The 6,998-nt window shown below is 39.8% G+C and carries 4 protein-coding genes; all 4 read right to left on the bottom strand.

What is annotated here, in order from left to right; translation table 11 throughout:
- A partial coding sequence (coaBC, locus tag ACFIKE_RS07490; RefSeq protein WP_375648998.1) for a bifunctional phosphopantothenoylcysteine decarboxylase/phosphopantothenate--cysteine ligase CoaBC occupies positions 1-1,411 on the bottom strand: 1,411 nt, incomplete at its 3' end.
- A 68-nt stretch (positions 1,412-1,479) separates the two neighbouring features.
- Positions 1,480-3,066, bottom strand: coding sequence for a 2-polyprenylphenol 6-hydroxylase (ubiB, locus tag ACFIKE_RS07485; RefSeq protein ID WP_375625488.1), 1,587 nt, complete (start codon positions 3,064-3,066; stop codon positions 1,480-1,482).
- Positions 3,067-3,068: 2 nt separating this feature from the next.
- On the bottom strand, positions 3,069-3,851 hold the full coding sequence (ubiE, locus tag ACFIKE_RS07480; RefSeq protein ID WP_375625487.1) for a bifunctional demethylmenaquinone methyltransferase/2-methoxy-6-polyprenyl-1,4-benzoquinol methylase UbiE: 783 nt from the start codon (positions 3,849-3,851) through the stop codon (positions 3,069-3,071).
- 118 nt (positions 3,852-3,969) lie between these two features.
- Positions 3,970-6,402, bottom strand: coding sequence for a DNA topoisomerase (ATP-hydrolyzing) subunit B (gyrB, locus tag ACFIKE_RS07475; protein ID WP_375648995.1), 2,433 nt, complete (start codon positions 6,400-6,402; stop codon positions 3,970-3,972).
- Positions 6,403-6,998 lie beyond the last annotated feature (596 nt).

The following is a 6,998-nucleotide window of genomic DNA, read 5'->3' as shown; positions in this document are numbered from 1 at the left end:
GGGGTATATTTTCCTCATGAGGAGTAGGTGTTTGGGGGGCAAAAAATGATACAATCATGTTTGCTAATTTTTGCGCTACGTGTTGTTTACTCATATGGGGCCATTGTTCAACTTTTTCCTTACTCACGAGATAAACTTGATTTGTATCAGCACCCATGACACTTGTGCCATCTAGTTGAAGAGAAATATCATTAGCAAGAATGAAATCAGCTCCTTTTTCAACACATTTTTTTTGCGCATTGGCAATGATATCACATGTTTCAGCAGCAAAACCAATGACCAATGAGGGGCGATTTGGAGCGTGTCCAATCGTTGCTAAAATGTCAGGATTTTCGACCATATGAAGGGATGGTGGTATTTTATGAGCATTCTTTTTAATTTTGTGTAAAGACTGCGTTTGACTGCGCCAATCACAAACAGCGGCAACGAAGATGGCACCATCAGCAGGCAATGCGGTTTGAACGGCTTGTAACATCTGTTGTGCTGTTTCAACATGAATGGTTTTTACTTCTTGTGGGTCTGCAAGATTAACAGGTCCACAAATAAGTGTTATTTTTGCACCCAAATGCGCAAGAGCGGTTGCGATGGCATGACCTTGTTTTCCTGAAGATCGATTAGCAAGATAACGCACCGGATCAATTGGTTCATGGGTAGGGCCAGAGGTAACGATGAAATGGCGGTCAGAGAGAGGTTTTTCATGCACATTCAAAAGAGCCTCTATGGTAGCGACAATCGTTAAAGGTTCACTCATGCGCCCATATCCTATCTCGTCACGTTCAGCCATATTTCCGATTTCTGGTCCAATGATATGAACGCCATCTGCGCGCAGTTGTGCAACATTGCGAATAGTGGCCGGATGCGCCCACATGGACGGATTCATAGCAGGTGCAATTAAGAGTGGACAGCGTGCCGCTAAAAGGATGCAATCAGCCAGATCATCTCCTATGCCATTGGCTATTTTTGCAATGCGATTGGCTGTAGCAGGGGCTAAAATAATAAGGTCAGCATTACGTGCTAATCGGATATGTCCAATATCGTGTTCTTCTTCGCGTGAAAATAAATCAGTATATACAGTACTACCGCTTAAAGCTTCAGCGGCTAAAGGCGTAATAAATTTTTGTGCTGCTTTTGTCATCACAACTTTTAAGTGTGCTCCGCGTTCTTGTAAACGGCGCATCAAATCAAGTGCTTTATAGGATGCAATACTTCCTCCAATGATAAGAAGGAGAGATTTTGATTTCAATGATTGCACTTCAACAGCACTAGTATGAGAGAGTTGTGTGGTGTAAGGAGTGGGATTGCTTAAAAGGCGTCGGACTTCTTCTTCCATAGAAATACCATTTTTCGCGGCGCGTATGCGCAAAGCTTCTTTGGTTTCAGGAGACAGGTTACGAATAGTAATACTGGCCATAAAATACCTCCAAGAAATAAAATGATTGCAATGATTTCATTATTGATATTTTTAGCATATTAAGGAAATTAGAAAAGATGAAAAAAGTAAAAAGTGAGACAAACGCAACAAAGCGCAATGATGAAAAGGCTATAACGACCATAACGGTTTCTGCGACTTTGTTCGACAGCAAGTTGTTTGAGGGTGGCAGGAGAAAGATTAAAACCTGTTTTTCTCATTTGATCTAAATCTTCTTCTATCCGTTGGAAATTTTGAACCAATTGTGGTGTTTTGCGTGCCAGCGAAAGGAGAGCTTGCGCTCCTTCACTAAAGTCTTTTGCAACGCCTACGGGCCCTAAATTTTTACTAATCCATTCTTTGACAACAGGTTCAGAAGCTTTCCACATATTAAAAGTGGGGTCTAATGTGCGGGCAACACCTTCCACGACAACCATCGTTTTTTGCAGCAATAAAAGTTCAGGTCGCGTTTGCATGTCAAATAATTCAGTGACTTCAAACAATAAAGTGAGCAATTTAGCCATGGAAATGCTTTGTGCTGATTGTCCGTGTATTGGTTCACCAATAGCGCGGTTGGCTTGCGCAAAGCTTTCAATATTATGGTATGAAGGAACATAACCTGCTTCAAAATGGGCGCGTGCAACCCGATGGTAATCGCGGGTAATAAAGCCGTAAAGAATTTCAGCAAGGAAATGCTTTTCTTTTTTGCCAAGTCTTCCTGTAATGCCTAGATCAACAGCAACAATACATCCTTTTGCATCTACAAATAAATTACCAGGATGCATATCGGCGTGAAAAAAACCATCACGCAATGTATGACGAAGAAAAGATTGAATAAGCGTAATGGCAAGCGCCTGCAAATCAAATCCTGCTTCTTTGAGTTTGGAAATTTCGGATATTCTGATACCATCAATCCATTCCATTGTGAGAACATTACGTCCTGTCCGTTCCCAGTCAATACGCGGAACCCGAAAGCCTGTATCATGTTGAATATTTTCAGCCATTTCAGATATAGCTGCTGCTTCTAACCGTAAATCCATTTCAAGGCGTGTTGTTTGTGCTAAAGTATCCACCACACGAACAGGACGAAGCCTTCGAGAGGCAGGGATATAGCGCTCTTGTAAGTGAGCAATGAGATAGAATCCTCTAAGATCTTTAGAAAAACGCGCTCTGATATTAGGACGAATAACTTTTACAGCACATTTTTTCTTATGACCAGTTTCATCACTGTATTCAGCTGGGTGAACTTGAGCAATAGAAGCGGCAGCAATGGGGGGATAAAAATTTATGAATAAATCATCGATAGAGCGACCAAGAGAACTTTCAATTTGAGCGACAGCGGCAGTGCAAGAAAATGTTTGGACACGATCTTGTAGTTGTGACAAATCTTCCGCAATATCACGCCCAACAATATCAGGTCTTGTGGCAAGAAATTGACCAAGTTTTATGTAAGAGGGTCCAAGCTTATTAATGGCATACGAAATATTTTCAGAACGCTGTTTTTTTTTTGTTTTGCGTCGTGCTAATGCACTCGCTATACGATGACATAGCGCTGGAAATCCTTGAAGGTCATCATGAGGAAGAGCACTTAAAACACCTTCACGTGTTAAAACCCATCCTGCACGCATCAATTGAAAGTAAGGGGAAATTTGCACCATTTTTAAATTTTCCAACCTGAATGCAGTGCTGCAATCGCACCGGTGAGATTACGGTACGATACCCGCGAAAATCCCGCATGCTTGATCATATGGGCAAAATCATCTTGCTTAGGAAATTTGCGGATAGATTCAACCAAATAACGATAAGCATCACCATCATTTGCAATAAATTGACCCAGCTTAGGGATAGCATGGAAAGACCAAAGATCATAAATTTTATCGAGCCAAGGCATCTCGACATTTGAAAATTCTAAACATAAAAAACGTCCACCGGGCTTTAAAACACGAAAAGCTTCTCTAAGAGCTTGATCAATATGAGGAACATTGCGAATTCCAAAAGCAATAGTGTAAGCGTCAAAGCTTTGATCTTCAAAAGGTAGATTTTCTGCATTGGCTTCAACAAAATCAATCAGAGGAGCAAGACCATTTTTTTGTGCGCGTTTTTTGCCAACGTTGAGCATTGAGCCATTAATATCAAGCACTGTAGCATGGGCTTTTTGGCGTGAAGCATTAAGAATACGAAAAGCAATATCACCTGTACCGCCAGCGACATCAAGAACTTTCCAATGAGAAAGTGCTGGTGGGGAAAGCCAAGAAATCATGGAATTTTTCCACACACGGTGTAGCCCTAAGGATAAGATATCATTCATCTTGTCATAATTTTCAGCAACAGAATGAAACACACCATCCACCATGGATTGTTTTTGTGTTTCATCTACTCTTGTAAAACCAAAAGAGTGCTCCATGCCACCCTTGGCTCCTACACGTTCTGTTTCAACTGCCATGTGTATGACCTTCCTTATTTTTCTTTTATCGTAAATGAAATAAAGAGGGAATGTTCAAATACGAAAAAACAACGTATAAAACTGCGACATTTACACAGCTAAAAACAGAAGAGTACCTTTAGATATCAAGATTGGCAACGCTTAAGGCATTGTCTTGAATAAAAATACGTCTAGGTTCAACTTCATCACCCATGAGACGAGAAAAGAGTGAATCTGCATCGGTTGCATCATTAATTTTTACTTGCAAAAGAGAACGTGCATTAGGATCAAGCGTTGTTTCCCAAAGCTGTTCAGCATTCATTTCCCCAAGGCCTTTATAACGTTGAAGAGTAACACCTTTTTTACCATTTGTAAAAATGCTTTCTAAAAGGCTCATAGGACCAAAAATACGCTCTGTTTTATCTTTGCGACGTAACAGAACAGGAGGATGATATATGTCGATAAAATTTTGAGAAATGCGATCAATTTGGCGTGCGTCAGTTGAATTTATAAGTCCCACATCAAGCGTAACAACATCTTTAACACCACGCAAAATACGCTCAAAACATAAGTTTCCATCTGCTGTATATTGTCCACTCCAACCTTGTTCCATATCATCAGCAATCAGATTAAGGCGGTGTGCTATAGTATCTGCTATTTTTTGCGCTTTTTCTTGTGTTGCAAAGACTTCAAGATTAAAAGCGCCAACAATTGCTGCTTGTTCAACAATATTACGATCATAACGGGTATGAAGACCATTTAAAAGTTGACGTAATATACGAGCATCTTTAGCGAGTTGATACAAATCAGCCCCTGCACGAACTTCTCCCGTTGAAAGCTCAAGCGTTGTTTCTTCTAATCCAGTATCGATCAAGAATTCTTCAAACGCTGCTTCATTTTTAATATATTGGGAAGATTTTCCACGCGATACTTTATAAAGAGGAGGCTGAGCAATATAAAGATGTCCACGTTCAATCAATTCGGGCATTTGTCTAAAAAAGAAAGTGAGCAGCAAAGTTCGAATATGGGCTCCATCAACGTCCGCATCTGTCATGATAATAATCTTATGATAACGTAACTTATCCGGTGAAAATTCATCTTTACCGATAGACGTTCCAAGAGCTGTAATAAGTGTTCCAATCATATCAGATGAGAGCATGCGGTCGAAACGCGCTCGTTCAACATTGAGAATTTTACCACGAAGGGGTAAAATTGCTTGATTTTGACGTGAGCGCCCACTTTTTGCTGAACCGCCAGCCGAATCCCCCTCGACAATAAAGATTTCTGATTTTGCAGGATCACGTTCTTGGCAATCGGCAAGCTTTCCTGGCAGAGAAGTGATATCAAGCGCCCCTTTTCGTCTTGTGAGCTCACGTGCTTTACGTGCTGCTTCACGTGCTGTTGCAGCTTCTACCACTTTACTAATAAGAAGTTTTGCTTCATGAGGATGTTCTTCCAGCCACACTGAAAGACCTTCATTGACCAAACTTTCAACAATAGGGCGCACTTCAGAAGAGACTAACTTATCCTTTGTTTGTGAAGAAAATTTTGGATCAGGAACTTTGACAGAAAGAATAGCTGTTAATCCTTCACGGCAGTCATCACCGGTTAAGTTCACTTTTTCTTTTTTAGCAATACCTGAAGATTCAGCATAGCCATTAATTTGACGCGTAAGGGCACTTCTAAAACCTATCAAATGAGTTCCACCGTCACGCTGAGGAATATTATTGGTAAAACACAAGACTTTCTCATGATAAGAATCATTCCACCATAGGGCAACATCAACGCTCATACCATCCTTTTCACTTGCAATGTAAATAGGATTATCAAGCAGGGCTTTTTTTGATTGATCAATATATTTGACAAACTCCGTTAATCCACCTTCATAATGTAATTCAACTGATTTAGTATCAGCATGACGCTCGTCAACAAGGAGAATATAAACCCCAGAATTTAGAAAGGCTAATTCCCGTAAACGGCGCTCCAAAGTTTCAAAATCAAACTCAACCATAGTAAAAGTTTCAGAACTTGGTAAAAATCTGATTTCTGTTCCACTTTCTTTATCGCAATCGCCAATAATTTTTAATGGAGCATCAGCCACTCCGTGGGTAAATGATATTTCATGAATTTTACCATTCCGTCTGATTTGCAATTTAAGCCAAACGGATAATGCATTCACAACTGAGACGCCAACACCGTGTAATCCACCTGAAACTTTATAAGAATTTTGATCAAACTTTCCGCCGGCATGAAGCTGTGTCATAATAACTTCAGCTGCAGAAACACCCTCTGTTGGGTGGATATCTGTTGGAATCCCACGTCCATTATCACGAACAGAACAAGAACCATCAGCATGGAGTGTGACGTTTACAAGAGTAGCATGACCAGCTAAAGCTTCATCGATAGCATTGTCTACAACTTCATAGACCATATGGTGTAAACCTGATCCATCATCAGTATCACCAATATACATACCAGGACGTTTGCGTACAGCATCAAGACCTTTGAGGACTTTGATAGAAGAAGCGCCATAATCATCACTTTGTGCCGCTGAGGTTATTTCATCACTCATAAGTTAGTCCATTCCTGTGTTCAATTTACAATATTCTATCTGCTTTTTTAAAGCTTAATGTTCTGATCAGTTATTTATGGAATAACCACATTAAACATTTACCGTATATCAGAACTAGATTCAATATCTGTCGATATATAATGAAGAGAATGATGAAATGAGATTGTACTGTTATGTCGTAAAACTCCGTCATTTAGGGCGGTGATATAAGGAAAGTAAGCACTACCTTGATACATTAAGTATTTTTAAAGTGCGTGGTGAATATTCGGAGCAGGGTTTATTTGTATAATCTTTAGTTAAATGAAGCGCATGAGTGGATAGCCCCGAGGAATTAGTCGAGAGAAGCAGGATTGTCTAGACGTCAACGCTAATAGGAATCCTTTTCCTTTGAGAGTGGGGATGAGGTCAATTAAGCTTTACAATAATGATGCTATTTATTTTGTTTATTTTTGCATATGCGTGATGTTTCAAAATTAGTTATACATTTTTGTGTTAAACTAACAAAGGTCTTACTTGTTTTATCCATAAATCAATTTTCAATTCTAATGCTGCCGTATATTTAAAACAAAGGTTACGAGCTCTCTAAGCAGCTCAAA

Origin of the sequence: Bartonella sp. MU70NMGDW, from assembly GCF_042194085.1 — a bacterium.
Taxonomy (GTDB): Bacteria; Pseudomonadota; Alphaproteobacteria; order Rhizobiales; family Rhizobiaceae; genus Bartonella; species Bartonella grahamii.
The sequence above is the reverse complement of the archived record's forward strand: the minus strand, read 5'-3'. Positions and strand labels throughout refer to the sequence as shown.

Coding starts and splice junctions, on each gene's coding strand:
- ubiB (WP_375625488.1), bottom strand. CDS start 3,066: ATGGTGCAAATTTCCCCTTACTTTCAATTGATGCGTGCAGGATGGGTT.
- ubiE (WP_375625487.1), bottom strand. CDS start 3,851: ATGGCAGTTGAAACAGAACGTGTAGGAGCCAAGGGTGGCATGGAGCAC.
- gyrB (WP_375648995.1), bottom strand. CDS start 6,402: ATGAGTGATGAAATAACCTCAGCGGCACAAAGTGATGATTATGGCGCT.